Origin of the sequence: Mycobacterium sp. URHB0044, from assembly GCF_000620625.1 — a bacterium.
Lineage (GTDB): Bacteria > Actinomycetota > Actinomycetes > Mycobacteriales > Mycobacteriaceae > Mycobacterium.
Genome location: NZ_KK211157.1, coordinates 147,519 through 166,342 on the forward strand (window position 1 = coordinate 147,519; position 18,824 = coordinate 166,342).

Consider the following 18,824-nt stretch of genomic DNA (forward strand, 5'->3'; position numbering starts at 1 on the left):
TCACCATGAACGTCGTAACCAGCGGCGATCCGTCCGATTCGGAACTCGCCGCGCGCTTCGCCCGCGAGGCCGAGCCCCTGTTCGACGTGCTCGCGCGTGGAGCCCGGCGCCTCACCCGTAACGACGCCGACGCCGAGGACCTGCTGCAGGACGCCCTGCTGCACGCCTACGCCGGGTTCCGCACCTACCGGGAGGGCACCAACCTCAAGGCGTGGCTCTTCCGGATCCTCTACAACCGGTGGGTCAGCACGCACCGCACCAAGCAACGGCGCCCAGCGGAGGTTTCGGTGGACGACGTCACCGAACGGGACCTGGCCGACAGCGCGGCCCGCGTGCCTGCGGGGCTGCGCTCCGCGGAGTCGGAGGTCCTGGACGCGTTGCCGCACGGCGACATCAAGGAGGCCATGGACAACCTGCCCGAGGGGTTTCGGGAGGCGGTGTACTTCGCCGACGTCCAGGGCTACACCTACGCGGAAACCGCAGCGATGCTCGGCATCCCGCTGGGCACGGTCATGTCGCGGGTCTCCCGTGGCCGCAAACGGCTGCGCATCGCACTGGCGCACGCCGCCCCAACCCGTGGCGGTCTGGCCACGGCCGAACCACGCATCGCTTAGGAGTCTGGAATGGAATTGGCCTACAAGACGGCATTGATCACCGGCGGAACGGCGGGCATCGGGCTGGCGTGTGCGACGCTACTGGCACGCGAAGGTGCCTCGGTCATCATCACCGGCCGGGACGCCGAGCGCGGCAAGGCGGCGGCCGCGGCAATCGACGGCACCGTGCGCTTCGTTCAGACGGACCTGTCGGACATCGACGCAGTGAATTCGCTTGTCCAGCAAGCGGGTAGCGTCGATATCCTGGTCAACAACGCCGCCAGCTTCCCGGCGGCGCTGACGGTGGACCAGGCGGTCGCGTCGTTCGAGAGGACGTTCAACACCAACGTCCGCGGCAGCTACTTCCTGACCGCGGCACTGGTGCCGGGAATGCTCGAGCGCGGTCACGGCAGCATCATCAACGTCACGAGCATGGTCGCGTCGAAGGGCGTCCCGGGCGCCGGTGCGTACAGCGCCTCCAAGGCCGCGGTGGAATCGCTCACCCGCACCTGGGCCGCGGAGTTCGGTGCCCATGGCGTCCGGGTCAACAGTATCGCCCCCGGTCCCACCAAAACCGAAGGCGTCGAGGCGGAATGGGGCGAGACCAACGAGGAGCTCGGCCGCTCTCTGCCGTTGGGGCGAACCGCCAGACCCGAGGAGATCGCGGAGGCCGTGCTGTTTCTCGCCTCGCCCCGTTCGAGTTTCGTCACCGGATCGACGCTGCACGTCGACGGTGGCGGCACGGCGATCTAAATCGACAGCCATCTAAACCACGACCATCTAAAACCACGAAGAAGGGAATGATCGATGCCCACGAAATACGACCCCGAATGGGAAAACGCGATAACGATGGTGCAGGAGGTGCAGCCGCCGTTCATCCCAGAAGCGCCCCATGCCATGACGATCATCGTCGAATTCGCGCCTGGCAGTGCGGGTGCCCCGCCACACAAGCATCCGCACGGTCCTGCCTTCGGTCTGGTGCTGGAGGGCGAAATGCTGTTCGAGCTGGAAGGCCAACCGCCGCGCGTGATCCGCGCCGGGGAAGGGTTCTGGGAGCCGGGCGGTGACGTCATCCACTACTCGGATGCGAACAACCGTGACGACGTCAAGCTCCGTTACACCGTCACGATGCTCTGCGTCCCCGGCAAGCCGATGCTCGTCCTGGTCGACGACGAGGAGCTCGCCGCACGCCAACACCTTCGGGTACCGGCAGGACCGGACGCGTTGACGCCCGTTGGCGGGGAATGAGTTCCGATGTCCAGGATTCTGCTGCAAACGACGATCGCCGAGCATCCCGATGACTGGGACATCAGTCGGTTCTCGCTGCTGACCGCCGAGTTGCGCGCGGCCGGTCACCAGGTGATCGCGCGCAACCTGGTCAACCGGCCCGGCGACGACCCCGTCCTGAGCCATGTCGATCAACTCGGCTACGACCAGCTGTGGCTGCTGGCCGTCGACGTCGGTGACGGTCTCACCGATGCCGAGGCCGAGGCGATCGTCAGATTCCGCGAGAACGGTGGCGGGGTGCTCACCGCGCGCGATCACCAGGACCTGGGCTGCTGCCTGTGCAAGCTTGGATCGGTGGGTCTGGTGAACCAATTCCACGACGCTACGGTCGATCCGAGCACGATGTGCGACGACCAGGACACCCCGACCATCTCGTGGCCGAACTACCACTCCGGCGCCAACGGCGACTACCAACCGGTGCTCGTCGACGGACCGGTGCACGAGCTGCTGCGCACGACGAGGACCGCCAGCGGTCGCATCGAATGGTTCCCCGCGCATCCGCACGAGGGCCTGGTGTCGGCGGACGTGCCCTTCGCATCGGTTGTTGCGCAGGGCCGTAGCGCCACTACCGGCCGTCGCTTCAACCTCGCCGTCGTGCTCGGCGGCGAGTCGACGGTCGAGGGCCGACCGATGGGTCGTGTGGTTGCCGAATCCACGTTCCACCACTTCGCCGACTACAACTGGGATCTCGATCGTGGCGCGCCATCATTCGTCTCGGAGCCGCCCGGCACGCAGATCAAGGCCGATCCGTCGCGGCTGGAGATCTTCAAGGACTACGTCCGCAACGTTGCGGCCTGGCTGCAGCCCGAATCGAGCGTGTCGCACGAGGATGACGACGATCGCACGGCACGACCGGTAGTGAAAGTGCCCACCTAACAGCGACTTTCTAGTCGGCGACAGCGAAAGTCGCTGTGAGGTGGGCAAAAAGTGTGGTTGCCGCGCCGGTGGATGGCGCTGGTGCGATCACGGCTGCCTCGCACCCCTAGTCCGGGCTACCGCCTTCGGCGAGTTGGAACTCGACCATCGCCGCCACCGTCTCGACGGCGTCGCGCAAGGCATCCAGCCGTGCGGCGGCGCTGGGTGCGGCGAGCACCGAATACCGGTCCGCCTGACCCATCGGCACGCGGGATGCCAAGGTGTACAACCGCTTTCCCGCATCGTCGCCCGGTTCCGCCTCGCCGATCAGTTCCTGACGGGGTGGCAGCTGCGCACTCTTCGACGCCGCGATCCGCTCGAACACCTCCATCAATCGATCCTCGACGACGCCGATGTCCTCCCCCGTGACCGTCGCTCCCTGCTCATCCGGCCACGGCTCGACGGTCGCCTTCGGATACGGATCGTCGTCGAGCCATGACGTCACCCGGATGCGTTCCCGCATCCGGCAATCCAGCCGATAGCGTCCCTCACCGAAGTCCTGGTACTCGACGATGCGGGCCATCGAACCGATGTCGAGCCGGGCATCACCTCCGCCGACCTCGCGGCCCGCGGCAATCAACACGACCCCGAACTCCCGGTCCCCATCCAGGCAGTCCCGGACCAGCGCGCCGTACCGCGGTTCGAAGATGCGCAGCGGGAGTTCCTCACCGGGCAGCCGCACCGACTCCAGTGGGAACATCGGCCGCGTGATCACAGAACGAGCTCACCGACCAGCGCGTCGACGACGGCGCGCAGATCGCCATCGTGCTCCTCGGCGACGCGGCGCTGTCGCTGATACGACGCACCCGAGTGGTACAGCGACGACGCCATGGCCAGTTCGTCGGCACAGCCAAGGGACTTGGCGACGGGGTACAGCCGGTTAAGCAGCTCGTCGAGGTCGTCGGTGACCAGCCGCTCATTGCTGTCGGAGTCGAGGATGATCTCGGCATCCAGGCCGTAACGTGCTGCGCGCCACTTGTTCTCCTGCACGTGCCACGGCGGCATGGTCGGCAACTGCTCACCGGCGTCGAGCCTGCGGTCCAGGTCGACGATCAGGCAGTGCGTGAGCGCGACGAGCGCCCCGAGTTCCTCGATGTTGGACACGCCGTCGAAGACGCGTACCTCGATCGTGCCGAGATGCGGGGACGGCCTGATGTCCCAACGGATCTCGTTCATGTGATCGATGATGCCGGTCTTCTTCTGATCGTGGACGAAGCGCTCGAAGTGCGACCAGCGTTGGAAGTGGAACGGCAGACCGGCGGTGGGCAGCTGCTGGAACATCATGGCGCGGTTGCTGGCGTATCCGGTGTCCGCGCCGTCCCAGTACGGTGACGACGCCGACAGCGCCAGCAGGTGCGGGTACTGGTTGAGCAGCGAGGTGATGATGGGCATCACCTTGTTCGCCGAGGAGATGCCGACGTGGACGTGCACGCCCCAGATCAGCATCTGCCTGCCCCACCACTGAGTTCGCTTGATCAGTTCGGCGTAGCGCGGCGCATCGGTCAACTCGGCCGCCGACCACTTCGCGAACGGGTGGGTGCCCGCGCAGAACAACTCCATGCCGCGTTCGCGCACGATGGGCCGGACGATGCCCAGCGTGCCGCGCAGATCGGCCATCGCCTCGCCGGCGTTGTCGCAGATGCCGGTGACCACTTCGACAGTGTTGCGCAGCAATTCCTTGTGCACGTGCGGAGTTTCGCCTATCTCGGCGATGACGGCCGCGGCCTCGTTGCTCAGATCACGGGTGTCACGGTCGACGAGAGCGAACTCCCACTCGACGCCGACCGTCGGCCGCGGTGATCGGTTGAAGGCGATGTGGTCCGGCCGCTGCCCGGCCCGTGCCCTACGGGCCGGATATGACACCGCACGCGACCCGCTTGCCGGCGTCGCCGGTCGACATGGTGGTCTCGTCCGGCGGCGGGGTGCCGTTGATCTGCTGGTAGCGCTCCGGCGGGATGTTGGCGAAGTTGTCGGCCTTCTCGTGGATGATGATGGCCGTCTTGGCGCCACCGAGAAGGTCCTCGGCGGTGAACGCGTCGGTGGTGGTCACCAGCATCGCGGAGCCGTCCGCACGCACCTGCAGCGAAGTCAGGTCACCGCTCGCCGGGTGCGCGGTGTGTCCGGCGACCTGGAAGTGGCCACCCGCAGAGTTGAAGTCGCCGGGGGCGCCACCCGTCGGCGCCACCGAGTTGGCCTCGCACTTGCCTGCCGAATGGACGTGCAGGCCGTGGAAGCCTGGGGTCAGCTGCCCGGGCGAGGTGGTCTTGACGGTGATCGTGGCGTAGCCGCCGGTGAATTCGAAGTCGGCGGTGGCGACGGTGGTGCCGTCGGGCGACTTGAGGTCGGCGGTGAGCTTCTCGCCGGCGGGCGCAGCCTCGGAATGCCCTTGGCCTTCACCGGGCGTGCCCGACGGCGCCGGGGAGCCCGTCCATACGGGCGGCGGGGTACCGGTCTCCGTGGCGACGGGCTCGTTGGGGCTGCACGCAACGGCGACCGGGACGACGAGCGCCACAGCGGCGAGTAGACGAAGCGGGGCTGAGATCGGCATGCCGGAGAGCCTAGCCGGTGACTGCCACGATCACGCCTGGCGGTTGCTCTGCGAGCTCCGGCGTCCGCGGCTGCACGGGAGCGTCGAGGAGCTTGCCCACTTCGTCGGCTGCTTCCCGTTCACCCGGGGTGTCGCCGAAGTACACCGTCGTCGCGGTCACGCCCTCCAAGGTGAGGTTTCCGGTTTCGGTGACGTTCCATTGGGCGTCGCGCAGTCGGGTCGCGGTGCTCTCGGCGGCTCCGGCCACTTCCGAGATGTTGAAGACACGCACGTCGGCCTTGGCGGGTTCGGGTTTCTCGGACGCAGAAGCGGTGGTGGTCGAGGTCGCGGTGATCGTCGCCGCCGAGGACGAGCTGTCGTCGGCGTCGTCGCCGGACCCCAAGGCCTGGAATCCCACCAAGAGGAAGACCACCCCGAGAAAGAGCAGCACCATGACGATGGCGCGCAATGGCAACCCGGAGGATTCTCGCTGATTCATCTAACCCACTGTATCCAGACGCGATCGTGGGGCGACGAGGTCAGGTGACCTCGAACCCCAGCCTGCGCGCGGCGCGCGCCTTCTGCCTGGTGGCTCGCACCCGGCGCAGCCGCTTGACCAGCATCGGGTCCACCGCCAAAGCCTCCGGCCGGTCGACCAGCGCATTCAGCACCTGGTAGTACCGCGTCGCCGACATCGAGAACAGCTCCTTGATGGCGTCCTCCTTGGAACCCGCGTACTTCCACCACTGCCGCTCGAAGGCAAGGATGTCGTGTTCGCGGCGGGTCAACCCGTCGGCGAGCTCGGAATCGTCCCCGGATCGCTCAGTCCGCGCCATGGCGCCGTCCATTCCGCTCCCTGGGCCCTCTCCGATACTGCAAACACATTCCGGTCGTTCGGGTGACATTCAATCACGGCACCCGGAGTTGAGCCGTGATCGTTGCCCGCGAGTCGGCTGACTTAAGCTTGCCCATCGTGGCCGTCCTACCCATTCGCATCGTGGGAGATCCCGTCCTGCACACAGCGACCAGTCCAGTGCCCGTGAACGACGATGGATCGCTGCCCCCAGATGTGGTCGAGCTCATAAAGGATCTCTACGACACGATGGACGCCGCGTACGGTGTCGGCTTGGCGGCCAACCAGATCGGTGTGTCGAAGCGCGTGTTCGTCTACGACTGTGCCGACGAGCGCGGCCGGTCCAGCCGCAGGCGCGGCGTCGTGGTCAATCCGGTGCTCGAGACCTCCGAGATTCCGGAGACCATGCCCGACCCGGACAACGACGACGAGGGTTGCCTGTCGGTGCCCGGCGAGTCCTTCCCGAGGGGCCGGGCCGACTGGGCGCGCGTCACGGGCCTCGACGCCGATGGCACCCCGATCACCCTCGAGGGCACCGATCTCTTCGCGCGCATGTTGCAACACGAGACGGGCCACCTCGACGGATACCTCTACGTCGACGGGCTGATCGGCAGGCACGCCCGGGCCGCGAAACGCAGCATCAAGTCGCACGGCTGGGGCGTGCCCGGGTTGACGTGGATGCCCGGCGAGGATCCCGATCCGTTCGGGCACTAGTGGACGTCCCGCCGGTCGGCAGCAGGGTCAGCCTGCGCTATCGACTGCCGGCGGGCTCGGTGCCGCCGCTGACCGACGTCGTCGGCCAGCTGGTCGAGACGGGCGCCGTCCTGCGGGTGCGCACCAAACGAGGTGACGTGGTGGACGTCGCGGCCACCGACGTGGTCGCCGTCAAGGCGCTGACCGCCGCGCCTGTGCGCACCGGCGACATCCGCAATCAGGAGTATGCGGCGGCGCTGGCCTGGCCCGGCATCGAGCAGCACTGGGTCGACGGGTGGCTGCTGCGATATGGCCACGGCAGCACCCGACGAGCCAATTCGGCTGTCCCACTGGAGGTTCGAGGCGATCGGAGTGCGCTGCCCGCGATCGTCGACTGGTACGCGGCCCGCGGAGCGCCGCCGCTGCTGGTGGCGCCAGACCGGTTGTTCCGGGTCCCCCCTGGCGTGCCGGTCGACGGTGAGAACGTGGTCATGACAAGGGAGTTGACGTCCGAGGTGCCGAATTCAGCGGCTGCGGCGACGTTCCTGCCGCGCCCCGATGAACGGTGGCTGCGGATCTATGAACGCGACGTGCCCCTCGACGTGTTGACGGCCGTCATCGACGGCGAGGCGGTCTTCGCCAACCGCTCCGACGCGGCGGTGGGGCGCGCGGCCGTCACCTCGGCGCCGGACGGCACGCGGTGGGCCGGGCTGTCGGCGGTGCACGTCGTCGATGCGCACCGCCGCAAGGGGCACGCTCGCGCGTTGTGCGACGCACTGCTGTCGTGGGCCGTCGGGCACGGGGCCACCCGCGCGTACGTGCAGGTGCTCAACGACAACGCTCCTGGCATCGCGTTGTACGAAGGGATGGGCTTCACCCCCCAGCACCACGTTCGGTACGTCGACGCCCGTACGCTCTAGCCCGTGCGGCTGGCCACCTGGAACGTCAACTCGATCCGCGCCCGCGTCGGCCGGGTCACCGACTGGCTCGAGCGCGCCGACGTCGACGTGCTGGCGATGCAGGAGACGAAGTGCTCCGACGACCAGTTCCCCACGATGCCGTTCGCCGCGCTGGGCTACGAGGTGGTGCACTGCGGGTTCAACCAGTGGAACGGCGTGGCGATCGCCTCGCGGGTCGGCATCGACGACGTCGCGGTCGGCTTCGCCGGGCAACCGATGTGGGACGAGGCGTCCGAAGCGCGGGCGCTCGGCGCGACGTGCAACGGCGTGCGGGTGTGGAGCCTGTACATCCCCAACGGCCGCACCGTCGACTCACCCCATTACGTCTACAAGCTGGAATGGCTTGCCGCACTGCGTGAGACGGCCGTCGGATGGCTAGCCGACGAGCCCGATCTGCCCATCGCGCTGGTCGGTGACTGGAACATCGCCCCCACCGACGACGACGTGTGGGACGTCAACGTCTTCCGTCACAGCACGCACGTCACCCCACCAGAACGGGCCGCCTTCCGGGCGATCGAGGAACGGTTCACCGACGTGGTCCGGCCGTTCACCCCCGAACCCGGCACGTTCACCTACTGGGACTACACGCAGCTGCGATTCCCCAAGCGCCAAGGCATGCGGATCGACTTCATCCTGGGCTCACCGGCTCTGGCCGCCCGGGTCACGCACGCCGAGATCGTGCGCGACGAGCGCAAGCCAGGCAAGAAGGGCACTCCGGCACCGAGCGACCATGCTCCGGTGCTGGTCGATCTGGACTGACGCTCGGCCCGTGGCTGACGGCCCCGGTTGTCGGTGCCCGCTGGCATAATCGAACACACGTTCGATGCCGACGAACCACCGTTCTGACCGATCCCCCGCACAGGAGCACGACCCGTGAGAATCCTTGTCGCCACTGGGTTTACCCAGGGCAGCGAGCCGAATGACTACCACTACTGCATCGAGGGCGAACTGGTGTGGGTGCAGGAGCCCTGTGCACGCGGCCGGGACGACCCCGACGGCGCGTGCGGATGCGGCCGCGGTTTCGCCGGCGCCGCCTCACATCGGGCGACCACCACCGCCATGGTCGTCGAGTCGGAGATGACGCGTGAGGACATGATCCTGGCGTTCACGACGAGCCTCGGCGACGGTGGTTGGCCGACTGGGTGGGCTGCGGATGTCGCGGACGAGAACCTGGAACTGGCGGGCCGCCTTCCGGCCGGGACCGTCATCGAACGCAGGCTGGACGCCTTCTGCGTGCGGGCGGCGTCCCTTGGCGGCTAGCTACGGCGCGACTCCGATCGTGATCAGGTCCGTCACCACCTGCGTCCACAGCGGGCGGCGGACGCGGTGCTGGTCCTCGACCGCGAACCCCGCGCCTTCGAACAACGCGCGCATCTCGCGTGGTGAGGGGTTGTGCGCCGGCGCCCACAGGCTGCTGGCAAGCAGCTTGACGGGCAGCAGTCCGCGGGGACTGATCGTCGCGACCGCCACGAGTCCGCCGGGGGCAAGCACGCGGCGGAACTCGCGCAGGGCTGCGGGCTGGTCGAAGAAGTGAAACGCCGACGTGGTCACGACGGCGTCCAGGAAGCCGTCATCGAATGGAAGCCGTTCGGCGGGCCCCTTCTTCCAGTGCACCGACGACGACCGCCGTCGCGCCTGAGCGAGCATGCCGTCGGACATGTCGACGCCGTACACCTCCTCCGGCAGTAATTCGTCGGCTATCCGCGACGCCAGGATGCCCGTGCCACAGGCGATGTCGGCGATGCGACGGGATTGCCGGGAGCGCAACGCAGCGATCACTTCGTCCTGCGCCGGCTGATACACGAAACGCTGAAGGCACCGCTGGTCGTATGCCGGCGCGGCCAGACTCCAGAACCGCGTGATCGAGTCGTTCAGGCCTCTGCGCTGCACGGTGGTCATGCGATCCAGAGTAGGCGTCACCCGAACAGCGGAAGGGCACGCTTTCGGGCCAGGGCGTCCATGCCGCGCTGGATGCTCTGTTGCACCTCGGTGTACTTACGGTCCACGTACTGCTCGTCGTCCGCGCGCTCGGGGTCCGTGTCGATTTCCACCGCGGGCATGAACCGCGTCCTGATCTTGGCGGGCAGCGGCAATTGCGGAAGGGCGGCCGGCGCGATTCCCCACGGCAGAGAGAGCGCCAACGGAAACACCTTGATGCGCAACAACTTGTCCAACTTCAACGCGCGGGACAACCCATCGCCACGGATCAGCACCGGCATCGCGTCGGCGCCTCCGACCGTGGCGATCGGCACGATCGGCACTCCGGCACGGATCGCCATCTTCACGAAGCCCTTCCGGCCTGCGAGGTTGGCGCGGTCCCGCTCGTGCCACGGCCGCAGCGAATCGACCTCCCCACCCGGCCAGAGCGCGACGTCCCTGCCCTCGGCCAGCGCGGTGGCGATCGAGTCGGGCGCGGCAGGCAGCACTCCCATCGCGCGGAAGTAGCGACCGATCACCGGGATGGCCATCAGGGCGTCGTGCGCGGTGCCGTGCAACGGGCGGTCCTGGCCGAATCGGCGCCACCACTGCACCCCGACCGTCCACGCATCCCAGACGAACGGTGCGCCGGAGTGAATGCCGACCAGAAGCACGGGCGGGTCGGGCAGGTTCTCCCAGCCGTCCATCTCCATCCGGAACCAATAGTCGACGAGGGCGTTCCACAAGAACTTCTGACGCTGCATCGTGGCCTCGTCCTGACCGCCGAGGTCCCACTCCCCCGCGCGCTCGGCGACCCAACCGGCGAGGCCATCACCAGCGTCTTCACGTTTCGCGTCCATCGCTGCGCGCGCCTGATCGGCGTGTTCCCGCGCTTGCCTGCGCACATGGTTCGGTCGTGTGTCGGTGGTCGTCATGCCCCCGGGGTACCCCGGCTGTGCCCCACCTCACACAGTGCGTCTCAGGCGTCGTTGTCGGCGCCAACCTCGCTGCCGTACCGGCCGGGGTTGAACAGCGACGCCACTGCGCCGACGAGCATCATCACCGCCGCGGCGAGGAACACCACGACCAGCCCGGAGTGGAATGGTTCGGTGATCAGCTGCGGGAAGAACGTCTTGCCGGTCAGCACTTCGGCGTTGACGCCGGGTTGAGCCAAGGCGCCCGACGGGCCGAGAAGCTCGCCGATCGGGTTGTAGCCGAGGAACGCGGCGAACAGACTGCCGACCGGCGGCAGGTTGGCGACGTCGTGCGCAACGGACGCCGAAACCCCTTGTGCCTGAAGACCACTACTCATCGCCGAGGGCAGCGTGTTGGCCAGGCCGATGATCATCAGCGAGAAGAAGATGCCGATGGACAGCGACGAGCCGGCGTTGAAGAACGTCGCGCGGACACCGGATGCCGCGCCACGCTGGGCGGCGGGCACGCTGGACATGATCGCGGCGGTGTTGGGTGCGGTGAAGATGCCGCCGCCGAGCCCGTTGAGGAACACCAGGACGGCGAAGATCCAGTAGTCGAAGTTCACCGGAATGATCAGCAGCGCAATGAATGACGCGGCCATCAGCAACATCCCGCCGACCGTCAACGGACGCGCACCGAAGCGGTCGGACAGCGAGCCGGCGATCGGAGCGGCCACCAGGAAGCCGACAGTGACGGGAAGCAGATAGATGCCCGCCCACAGCGGCGTGGACTCAAAGCTGTAGCCGTGCAACGGCAACCAGATGCCCTGCAGCCAGATGATCAGCATGAACTGCAGGCCGCCACGTCCCACCGAGGACATCAACCCGGCGAGGTTGCCCATGCCGAACGACGCGGACCGGAACAGCCGGATGTCGACCATCGGCTGTTCCACCCGCAGCTCGACGACGCAGAACGCGACCAGTAGTAGAAGCCCGCCGATGATGGCGCCGAGGACCAACGGGTTGGTCCAGCCCGTCGTCGAGTCGCCGTAGGGCTGGATGCCGTAGGTGATGCCGGTGAGCAGCACCGTCAGGCCGAGCCCGAAGGTCAACGTGCCCGCCCAGTCGAGCCGGCCGGGCGTGCGGACGCCGAGTTCCTTGAGCGACCGGATGCTCCAGATGGTGCCGATGATGCCGATGGGCACGCCGACCCAGAAGATCGCCTTCCAGTGCCACTCGGACAGGAAGCCACCGATCAGCAGGCCGAGGAATGAACCGGCAACGGCCGCAACCATGTTCACGCCGAGCGCCATGCCGCGCTGGTTGGCGGGGAAGGCGTCGGTGAGGATCGCCGACGACGACGCCATCAGCATGGCGCCGCCGATGCCCTGGATGACGCGCCAGCCGATGAGCCAGAGGGCGCCGCCGCCGAGGTGGAACGGGTCGAACGACAGCGCGACCGCGGCGAGCGTAAAGACGATGAACCCGACGTTGTAGATGCGGACCCGACCGAGCATGTCGCCGAGCCGGCCGAACGGCACGACGAGCACGGCGGTGACCACCAGGTAGCCCATCAGCATCCACAGCAGGTAGCTGACGTTGCCCGGCGCCAAAGGGTTCAGGCCGATGCCGCGAAAGATGGCGGGGAGCGAGATGAGCACGATCGAGGCGTTGATGGAGGCCAGCAGGATGCCCAGCGTCGTGTTGGACAGCACGACCCACTTGTAATGCGGGTGGTCGTGGTCCATCCGGGTGCGCCGTGTCGCGGTCACGGCGAGGGCCGCGTCGGGATCGTCGATTACCGGGGGCTTGCCAATCTCAGTCGTCATCGTTTTCCGTCATCGCTTTACGTATCGAAATTCGGCCGCAAACGGCCGTAGTCAAAACACATATGTTAGCTATGCAAAGCAACACATGCCAACCTGGTATTCCCCGACCGGCTTGGGGTACGTTGTGACACGTCCGCGCGGGAGCGCACATCGAGTGCGCTGAGAGGACGGCTGATCGGCCGTCGACCGTATGAACCTGACCGGGTAATGCCGGCGTAGGGAGTGCAGAGATGACTGCTGTTTCCGTTCCATCCATCACCACTGGCCCCATCACGGGCAGCGCGAAGGCCTATCGCGAACTCGCCGACGGCGGGCGCGTGCCGTTCCGCAGGGTCACCCAGACCAACGGCGAGACCCTCGATCTGTACGACACCTCGGGCCCGTACACCGACGCGACCGCCGTCATCGATCTGGAGGCCGGCCTCCCGCCCCGACCAGGCGTCAGGCGTGACCGCGGCACCCAACTGCAGCGGGCCCGAGCCGGCGAGATCACCGCCGAGATGGCGTTCATCGCCGAGCGCGAAGGCGTGCCCGCCGAGCTGGTGCGCGACGAGGTGGCCCGCGGTCGCGCGGTGATCCCCGCCAACCACAACCACCCCGAATGCGAGCCGATGGTGATCGGCAAGGCGTTCGCCGTCAAGGTCAACGCCAATATCGGCAATTCGGCGGTCAGCTCGTCGGTCGCCGAGGAGGTGGACAAGATGGTGTGGGCCACCCGGTGGGGCGCCGACACCATCATGGATCTGTCCACCGGCCGCGACATCCACCTCACCCGCGAGTGGATTCTGCGCAACTCTCCCGTCCCCGTGGGGACCGTGCCGATGTATCAGGCGATGGAGAAGGTCAACGGCGATCCGACGGCTCTGACGTGGGAGGTCTACCGCGACACCGTGATCGAGCAGTGCGAGCAGGGCGTCGACTACATGACCGTGCACGCGGGGGTGCTACTGCGCTACATCCCGCTGACCGTCAACCGGGTCACCGGCATCGTCAGCCGCGGCGGGTCGATCATGGCGGCCTGGTGCCTGGCGCACCACACCGAGTCGTTCCTCTACACCCACTTCGAGGAACTGTGCGAGATCTTGGCGCGCTACGACGTGACGTTCTCCCTGGGCGACGGGCTGCGGCCGGGGTCCATCGCCGACGCCAACGACGAGGCGCAGTTCGCCGAGCTCCGCACGCTTGGCGAGCTGACGAAGATCGCGAAATCCCATGGCGTGCAGGTGATGATCGAGGGGCCGGGCCACGTGCCCATGCACAAGATCGTCGAGAACGTGCGGCTGGAAGAGGAGCTCTGCGAAGAGGCGCCGTTCTACACGCTCGGGCCGCTGGCCACCGACATCGCGCCCGCCTACGACCACATCACGTCGGCGATCGGCGCGGCCATCATCGCGCAGGCCGGCACCGCGATGCTGTGCTACGTGACGCCGAAGGAGCACCTCGGGCTGCCCGACCGCAATGACGTCAAGGTCGGGGTGATCGCCTACAAGATCGCCGCCCACTCCGCCGATTTGGCCAAGGGTCATCCGCACGCGCAGCGCCGCGACAACGCATTGTCCAAGGCGCGCTTCGAGTTCCGCTGGCACGATCAGTTCGCGCTGTCGCTGGATCCCGACACCGCCCGCGAGTATCACGACGAGACTCTGCCGGCCGAGCCTGCCAAGACCGCGCACTTCTGCTCGATGTGCGGTCCCAAGTTCTGCTCGATGCGCATCACGCAGGACATCCGCGACGCCTACTCCGATGAGATCGAGAAGGGCATGGCGGAGAAATCGCAGGAGTTCGCTGAACACGGCAACCGCGTGTATCTACCCTTGACCTCGTGAACTACCTACCCCTGACCCCACCGGGCCAGACACCCCTGCGCGTGATGACGATCGCGGGCAGTGACTCTGGCGGTGGCGCAGGCATTCAGGCAGACCTGCGCACGTTCGCGATGCTGGGCGTGCACGGCTGCGTCGCGGTGGCCGCGGTGACCGTGCAGAACTCGGTCGGGGTCAAGGGCTTTCACGAGATCCCGCTGGACGTCATCACCGGCCAGATCGAAGCGGTGGTCGACGACATCGGCATCCAGGCCGCCAAGACCGGGATGCTGGCGTCGTCGGAGATCATCACCGCCATCGCCGAAACCTGGCGCGGGCTGGAAACGGCCGCGCCGCTCGTGGTCGACCCGGTGTGCGCCTCGATGCACGGCGACCCGCTGTTGCACCCTTCGGCGTTCAATGCCCTTCGGACCGAACTGTTTCCGATTGCCACGCTGGTGACGCCGAACCTCGACGAGGTGCGCCTGATCACCGACATCGAGGTGGTCGACACCGCCACCCAGCGCGATGCCGCGCGCGCCCTGCATGCCCTCGGTCCGCAGTGGGCGCTGGTCAAGGGCGGGCATCTCCGGTCCTCCTCGCACAGCCCGGATCTGCTGTTCGACGGCACCGACTTCTACGAATTCGACGCCGAGCGCATCGACACGGGCCACGACCACGGCGCTGGTGACACACTCGCCGCCGCGACGGCATGCGCTCTGGCGCACGGCTATTCGGTACCCGACGCGGTGGCGTTCGCCAAACAGTGGGTCACCGAATGCCTGCGCGCCGCCTACCCGTTGGGCCACGGCCACGGCCCGGTCTCCGCGCTGTTCCGGTTGCACGATGGATCTTGACGCCATCGCCGGGGTGGCACACCAACCCAAGGGAACGCCCAAGGGTGCGGTGGCGCTGACCCACGGCGCGGGCGGCAACAGGAACTCCCCGCTGCTGATCCGGCTGTGCGACGAGTGGGCGCGGCGCGGATTCCTAGCTGTGCGTTACGACCTGCCGTACCGGCGACGCAGACCGAAGGGGCCACCGTCGGGTTCGGCTGCCGGCGATCGCGCGGGCATCGCGGAGGCGGTGGCACTTCTCCGCACGGTGACCGACGGACCGGTGCTCGCAGGCGGCCACTCCTACGGCGGCCGGATGACGTCGATGGCGGTGGCCGACGAGGAGACCGCCGTCGACGTACTGGCGTTGTCCTCCTATCCACTGCACCCGCCGGGAAAGCCCGAGCGTGCCCGCACCGAGCACCTGCCACGCATCTCGGCGCCGACGGTGTTCACCCACGGCACCGCCGATCCGTTCGGCACCATCGACGAACTGCGCGCGGCCGCTGCGCTGCTCCCCGGCCCCAGCGAGATCGTCGAGATCACCGGCGCGCGCCACGATCTGGGTTCGAAGAAGGTGGACGTACCCGCACTGGCGGTCGACGCGGCGCTGCGCTTGCTGCCGTGACCGACACCTGATCCTGCTATCTTCCGGTGGTGACCTGGCCTTCCGGAGATCCCAACCAGCCCTATCAGCAGCCGTATGGGCAGCCGTATCAGCAGCCGGGTCCCCCACCGCCGCCACCGATGCCCTACCAGCAGGGCCCGTACCCGCCGCAGTACGGCGGTCCCGCCCAGCCGTATCCGGCGCCGAAGAAGTCGCGCAAGGGCTTGATCATTGCCCTGGTGGTCGTCGGCGTCGTGGTTCTCATCGGCATCGCGGGCGTCGTGGCCATCGCCATCTTCGCCAAGGACAACGTCATCGCCACCGATCTGAAGCTCGGCGACTGCATCACCGACGTGCCGACCAGTACCCGGGTGATGACGCTGCCCACCACCGACTGCAACTCCGAACACGGCGGCGAGGTGTACGCGGTGCTCACCATGCCCGACGGCAGCTACCCCGGTGCGTCCGTCATCGACGAGTGGCAGAACAAGTGCCCCGACGAGCTGCAGTCGTTCTCACCGAAGGCCATGGAGGACGAGACGGTTGGCGTGTTCGTGCTGTACCCGACGCAGGAGACGTGGGAGCAGGGCGACCGTGCCGTCACGTGTATCGCGACGCTGGAGCCCAAGCGCACCGGCTCCCTCAAGGGATAGCGGTACCCCTGGTACCGTTCGCCCATGACTTCGGAGCGATTCGACGCGGTCATCGTGGGAGCCGGATTCGCAGGCATCGGCGCGGCCATTCAGCTCAAGCGGCTCGGCATCGATGACTTCGTGATCCTCGACCGCGAGGACGACCTCGGCGGCACCTGGTACGTCAACCACTACCCTGGCCTCGCCGTCGACGTGCCGACCACCACCTACTCCTACTTCTTCGAGCCGAACCCGAACTGGTCGCGACTGTTCACGCCGGGACCGGAGATCAAGCAGTACGCCGACGACGTCGCCGACAAGTACGGCGTGCGCGCGCACATGCGGTTCAACACCGTCGTCGAAAGTGCCCGCTGGGACGAGGAGTCCGACGTCTGGCGGGTCGCGCTGGCCGGCGGTGAGACGCTCGAGACGCGCTATCTGATCACCGCGACGGGCTTCCTGTCCCAGCCGAAGGTGCCCGACATTCCGGGTATCGACAGCTTCGCGGGCAAGATCATCCACACCACGGACTGGGACGACCAGTACCCGATGGAGGGCCGCAGGGTGGCCGTCATCGGTACCGGCGCCACCGCCGTGCAGCTCATCCCCCAGCTCACCAAGAAGGTCGCCGACCTCACGGTGTACCAGCGCACCCCGATCTGGGTGGTGCCCAAGATCGACCTGCGCTTCGGCGAGCGGGCGAAGCGGCTGTTCGCCAGGGTTCCGTTCACGCAGCGGGCGTTGCGTTGGCTGACGGATTCGATCTACGAGGTGATGATCAACACCGCGGTCATCCACCACCGGCACTTCCGCAGGCTCAACATCGCCGCGTCGGATCTCTCCAAGATCCATCGGTTCGCGTCCATCCGCGACAAGGAACTGCGCCGCAGGCTGACCCCGGACTACGACTTCGGTTGCAAGCGGCCCACCTTCTCCAACGGGTACTACCGCGCCTTCACCAAGCCCCACGTACACCTGCAGGACGTCGGCATCGACCACATCGAGGCGGACGGCATCGTGGGCAACGACGGCACCAAGAACGTCATCGACACCCTCGTCCTGGCCACCGGCTTCGACCTGTGGGAGGCCAACTTCCCCGCCATCGAGGTGATCGGGCGCGACGGCCGGAACCTCGGAAAGTGGTGGCGCGAGAGCCGGTTCCAGGCTTACCAGGGCGTGTCGATGCCGTACTTCCCGAATTACCTGAGCCTCGCCAGCCCGTATGCGTTCCTCGGTCTGAACTTCTTCAACACGATGGAATACCAGATGCGGCTGATGGACCGTCTGTTCAGCGAGGTGAAGCGGCGCGGCGCCACCCGGTTCGAGGTCACCGAGGAAGCCAACTCGCGCTACCTGGACCGGATGACGGAACTGCTTGGCGACTCGCTGTTCACGCTGGGCAACTGCGCGAGCGCCCGGTCCTACTACTTCAACCCGGCCGGCGAGCCCACGCTGCTGCGGCCGACGTCGACCGAGACAGCGATCAGGGAAGCCTCCGAGTTCCCGCTGAGCGACTATCTGATCGCCTGATCGGTCACTCATAGCCCGCACGTCCCCGACTTCGGGACGTTTTCCAGCTAACCTGCACCTGTGGCAGATGTGACCAGAGTGATCAGTGGGGCGAGCCCGGTGACCCGTCGCCGCGTGCTGCTCGGTCTCATCGCCTCGGCAACGGTCATCGGAGCGGCTCGGTGCGGCGTCGGGGGCTCGAGCCACGCGGCGCAGCCCGCCGTTGCGCCTCCCCCACCCGCCCCGCCGACGTGGCCCGCACTCGCTCCGCCACCGCCGCCCGCGGCACGGGTGTTGCTTCCTGGCGGTGGCGTACTCAGCTCCCTGCCGGACGGTGGCGACCTGCTGGCCATCACCCTCGACGACGGCGTCGACACCGAAGTGGTGCGGGCCTACGCCCAGTTCGCAAAGGACAGCGGGATCCGGCTCACCATGTTCGTCACCGGCGTCTTCGGCTCGTGGACCGACAATCGCGACCTGCTGTTGCCGCTGGTGGAGTCAGGGCAGATTCAACTCGCCAACCACACCTGGCTGCACCACGACCTGACCAAGATGAGCGGCCGCGAGGTCGCCGACGAACTGCGTCACAACGATCAATTCATCACCGATACCTTCGGCGCCGACGCGACGCCGTACTACCGGCCGCCCTACGGCGCCTACAACGACGTCGTCACGTCCGTCGCGGCCGATCTCGGGTACACCGTTGCGACGCTGTGGGACGGCACGCTCGGCGACGACGCGATCCTGAGCCCGCAGGCCATCATCGAGAATGCCGAAAAGTACTGCATCCCAGGCACAATCGTGATCGGTCATCTGAACCACCCGCCGGTCACCAGCGTGTACCACCAGCTGATCGACGTCATCCACGCCCGCAATCTGCGGACCGTCACCCTGGCCGACGTCTTCATCAAACCCGAGGCGACCCGACTCACGTCGGCTTATCCCACGTAA

At 67.3% G+C, this 18,824-nt stretch carries 22 protein-coding genes and 1 riboswitch; of the genes, 14 read left to right on the forward strand and 8 right to left on the reverse strand.

Annotation, left to right across the window (positions count from 1 at the left end; translation table 11 throughout):
• Positions 1–5 precede the first annotated feature (5 nt).
• Genes N536_RS0136575 through N536_RS40540 form a run of 4 tightly spaced genes read left to right on the forward strand, consistent with a single transcriptional unit; the run spans position 6 to position 2,756 of the window.
• Positions 6–614 (forward strand): sigma-70 family RNA polymerase sigma factor, encoded by a 609-nt coding sequence (locus N536_RS0136575; protein WP_029118148.1) that lies wholly within the window; start codon positions 6–8, stop codon positions 612–614.
• 9 nt (positions 615–623) lie between these two features.
• Positions 624–1,346 (forward strand): SDR family NAD(P)-dependent oxidoreductase, encoded by a 723-nt coding sequence (locus tag N536_RS0136580; RefSeq protein ID WP_029118149.1) that lies wholly within the window; start codon positions 624–626, stop codon positions 1,344–1,346.
• Positions 1,347–1,400: 54 nt separating this feature from the next.
• Entirely contained in the window at positions 1,401–1,841 is a 441-nt protein-coding gene (locus N536_RS40535) for a cupin domain-containing protein (RefSeq protein WP_036438951.1), read from the forward strand.
• Positions 1,842–1,847: 6 nt separating this feature from the next.
• Positions 1,848–2,756: a hypothetical protein gene (locus N536_RS40540; RefSeq protein ID WP_051575029.1), complete on the forward strand. Its 909-nt coding sequence runs from the start codon at positions 1,848–1,850 to the stop codon at positions 2,754–2,756.
• Positions 2,757–2,862: 106 nt separating this feature from the next.
• On the opposite strand, the gene N536_RS0136595 is transcribed toward N536_RS40540, so the two are convergent.
• From N536_RS0136595 to N536_RS0136615, 5 genes are read right to left on the reverse strand one after another with little or no spacing between them, the layout of a single operon-like run.
• Positions 2,863–3,495 (reverse strand): LON peptidase substrate-binding domain-containing protein, encoded by a 633-nt coding sequence (locus tag N536_RS0136595; RefSeq protein WP_197040322.1) that lies wholly within the window; start codon positions 3,493–3,495, stop codon positions 2,863–2,865.
• A gap of 11 nt (positions 3,496–3,506) precedes the next feature.
• Positions 3,507–4,658 (reverse strand): glutamate--cysteine ligase, encoded by a 1,152-nt coding sequence (locus tag N536_RS0136600; RefSeq protein WP_029118151.1) that lies wholly within the window; start codon positions 4,656–4,658, stop codon positions 3,507–3,509.
• Positions 4,639–5,343, reverse strand: a complete 705-nt coding sequence (locus N536_RS0136605; RefSeq protein ID WP_081809535.1) for a superoxide dismutase family protein — start codon at positions 5,341–5,343, stop codon at positions 4,639–4,641. The genes N536_RS0136600 and N536_RS0136605 overlap by 20 nt, the downstream gene beginning before the upstream one ends.
• Positions 5,344–5,353: 10 nt before the next feature.
• Positions 5,354–5,821, reverse strand: a complete 468-nt coding sequence (locus N536_RS0136610; RefSeq protein WP_029118153.1) for a LytR C-terminal domain-containing protein — start codon at positions 5,819–5,821, stop codon at positions 5,354–5,356.
• 40 nt (positions 5,822–5,861) lie between these two features.
• A complete protein-coding gene (locus tag N536_RS0136615) occupies positions 5,862–6,170 on the reverse strand; it encodes a DUF3263 domain-containing protein (RefSeq protein WP_029118154.1) in 309 nt (102 codons plus the stop codon).
• A 125-nt stretch (positions 6,171–6,295) separates the two neighbouring features.
• Here N536_RS0136615 and N536_RS0136620 point away from each other — a divergent pair, with 125 nt between their 5' ends.
• The 4 genes from N536_RS0136620 (at position 6,296) to N536_RS0136635 (ending at position 9,087) form a co-directional block, all read left to right on the forward strand.
• The gene (locus tag N536_RS0136620; protein ID WP_029118155.1) at positions 6,296–6,889 is read left to right on the forward strand and encodes a peptide deformylase; all 594 of its coding nucleotides are present in this window, start codon (positions 6,296–6,298) and stop codon (positions 6,887–6,889) included.
• On the forward strand, positions 6,889–7,788 hold the full coding sequence (locus tag N536_RS0136625; RefSeq protein ID WP_029118156.1) for a GNAT family N-acetyltransferase: 900 nt from the start codon (positions 6,889–6,891) through the stop codon (positions 7,786–7,788). Before N536_RS0136620 ends, N536_RS0136625 begins: the two co-directional genes overlap by 1 nt.
• A 3-nt stretch (positions 7,789–7,791) precedes the next feature.
• On the forward strand, positions 7,792–8,586 hold the full coding sequence (locus N536_RS0136630; RefSeq protein ID WP_029118157.1) for an exodeoxyribonuclease III: 795 nt from the start codon (positions 7,792–7,794) through the stop codon (positions 8,584–8,586).
• Positions 8,587–8,700: 114 nt separating this feature from the next.
• Complete coding sequence (locus N536_RS0136635; protein ID WP_029118158.1) at positions 8,701–9,087, forward strand: hypothetical protein; 387 nt, start codon at positions 8,701–8,703, stop codon at positions 9,085–9,087.
• On the opposite strand, the gene N536_RS0136640 is transcribed toward N536_RS0136635, so the two are convergent.
• Genes N536_RS0136640 through N536_RS0136650 form a run of 3 tightly spaced genes read right to left on the reverse strand, consistent with a single transcriptional unit; the run spans position 9,088 to position 12,487 of the window.
• Positions 9,088–9,726, reverse strand: a complete 639-nt coding sequence (locus tag N536_RS0136640) for a class I SAM-dependent methyltransferase (RefSeq protein WP_029118159.1) — start codon at positions 9,724–9,726, stop codon at positions 9,088–9,090. It abuts the gene before it with no gap.
• A gap of 17 nt (positions 9,727–9,743) precedes the next feature.
• Positions 9,744–10,679: a lysophospholipid acyltransferase family protein gene (locus N536_RS0136645; protein ID WP_029118160.1), complete on the reverse strand. Its 936-nt coding sequence runs from the start codon at positions 10,677–10,679 to the stop codon at positions 9,744–9,746.
• Positions 10,680–10,723: 44 nt separating this feature from the next.
• Positions 10,724–12,487: an MFS transporter gene (locus tag N536_RS0136650; RefSeq protein ID WP_029118161.1), complete on the reverse strand. Its 1,764-nt coding sequence runs from the start codon at positions 12,485–12,487 to the stop codon at positions 10,724–10,726.
• 127 nt (positions 12,488–12,614) lie between these two features.
• Positions 12,615–12,726, forward strand: a riboswitch (TPP riboswitch).
• Between N536_RS0136650 and thiC the strand changes: the two genes are divergently transcribed.
• The 6 genes from thiC to N536_RS40545 all read left to right on the forward strand — a co-directional run bounded on the left by thiC (position 12,718) and on the right by N536_RS40545 (position 18,824).
• Positions 12,718–14,313 carry a phosphomethylpyrimidine synthase ThiC gene (gene thiC, locus N536_RS0136655; protein WP_029118162.1) on the forward strand — a complete coding sequence of 532 codons (1,596 nt, stop codon included), beginning with the start codon at positions 12,718–12,720 and terminating at the stop codon, positions 14,311–14,313. (Overlaps the previous riboswitch by 9 nt.)
• A complete protein-coding gene (gene thiD / locus N536_RS0136660) occupies positions 14,310–15,146 on the forward strand; it encodes a bifunctional hydroxymethylpyrimidine kinase/phosphomethylpyrimidine kinase (protein WP_029118163.1) in 837 nt (278 codons plus the stop codon). Before thiC ends, thiD begins: the two co-directional genes overlap by 4 nt.
• Entirely contained in the window at positions 15,136–15,753 is a 618-nt protein-coding gene (locus N536_RS0136665; RefSeq protein WP_029118164.1) for an alpha/beta family hydrolase, read from the forward strand. Before thiD ends, N536_RS0136665 begins: the two co-directional genes overlap by 11 nt.
• Positions 15,754–15,782: 29 nt before the next feature.
• Positions 15,783–16,385 (forward strand): septum formation family protein, encoded by a 603-nt coding sequence (locus N536_RS0136670; protein WP_029118165.1) that lies wholly within the window; start codon positions 15,783–15,785, stop codon positions 16,383–16,385.
• A gap of 24 nt (positions 16,386–16,409) precedes the next feature.
• A complete protein-coding gene (locus N536_RS0136675) occupies positions 16,410–17,894 on the forward strand; it encodes an NAD(P)/FAD-dependent oxidoreductase (RefSeq protein WP_029118166.1) in 1,485 nt (494 codons plus the stop codon).
• A 60-nt stretch (positions 17,895–17,954) separates the two neighbouring features.
• Positions 17,955–18,824, forward strand: a complete 870-nt coding sequence (locus N536_RS40545) for a polysaccharide deacetylase family protein (RefSeq protein WP_231514739.1) — start codon at positions 17,955–17,957, stop codon at positions 18,822–18,824.